Source organism: Mesorhizobium sp. M7A.F.Ca.AU.001.01.1.1 (assembly GCF_004022735.1).
GTDB classification, from domain to species: Bacteria; Pseudomonadota; Alphaproteobacteria; order Rhizobiales; family Rhizobiaceae; genus Mesorhizobium; species Mesorhizobium ciceri.
Genome location: NZ_RZPF01001301.1, coordinates 1 through 647, shown reverse-complemented (window position 1 = coordinate 647; position 647 = coordinate 1). Strand labels below are relative to the sequence as shown.

1 protein-coding gene is annotated in these 647 nt (G+C 66.0%); it reads left to right on the top strand.

Features of this window, described 5'->3' with window-relative positions:
• The coding region (locus EN884_RS37795; RefSeq protein WP_206617783.1) for a glycogen/starch synthase at positions 1-647 on the top strand (647 nt) is incomplete at both ends.

Genomic DNA, 647 nt, shown 5'->3' with positions numbered 1-647 from the left:
GTGCACGCCCATGACTGGCAGTCGGCGATGACGCTGGCCTATATGCGCTATGGCAAGGCGGTCGGCGTGCCTTCGATGATGACCGTCCACAACCTCGCCTTCCAGGGCCAGTTCGGCGCCGGCATTTTCGGCGAGCTTGGCTTGCCGGCGGCGGCGATGGCGCTCGACGGCGTCGAATATTATGGTGGTGTCGGCTTCCTCAAGGCGGGCCTGCAGGCCGCCTGGGCGATCACCACGGTCAGTCCGACCTACGCGCAGGAAATCCGCTCGCCCGAATTCGGCATGGGCCTCGACGGCCTCATCAACATGCGCTCCAGCGATCTCCATGGCATCGTCAACGGCATCGACACCGGCATCTGGGATCCGGAAACCGACAAGCATCTGGTGTCCAACTACACGGGCAGCACGCTGAAGGCGCGCGCACCCAACAGGGCTGCCGTGGAGGATCGCTTCAGCCTTGAGCGCGATGACAGCCCGATCGTCTGCGTGGTCAGCCGCCTGACCTGGCAAAAGGGCATGGACATATTGGCGCTGGTGGTCGACGGCATTGTCGCGACGGGTGCGCGGCTCGCCATCCTGGGATCGGGCGATGCCGGTCTCGAAGGCGCGCTGCTTGCCGCCGCCGCCAGGCATCGCGGCCGCATCGG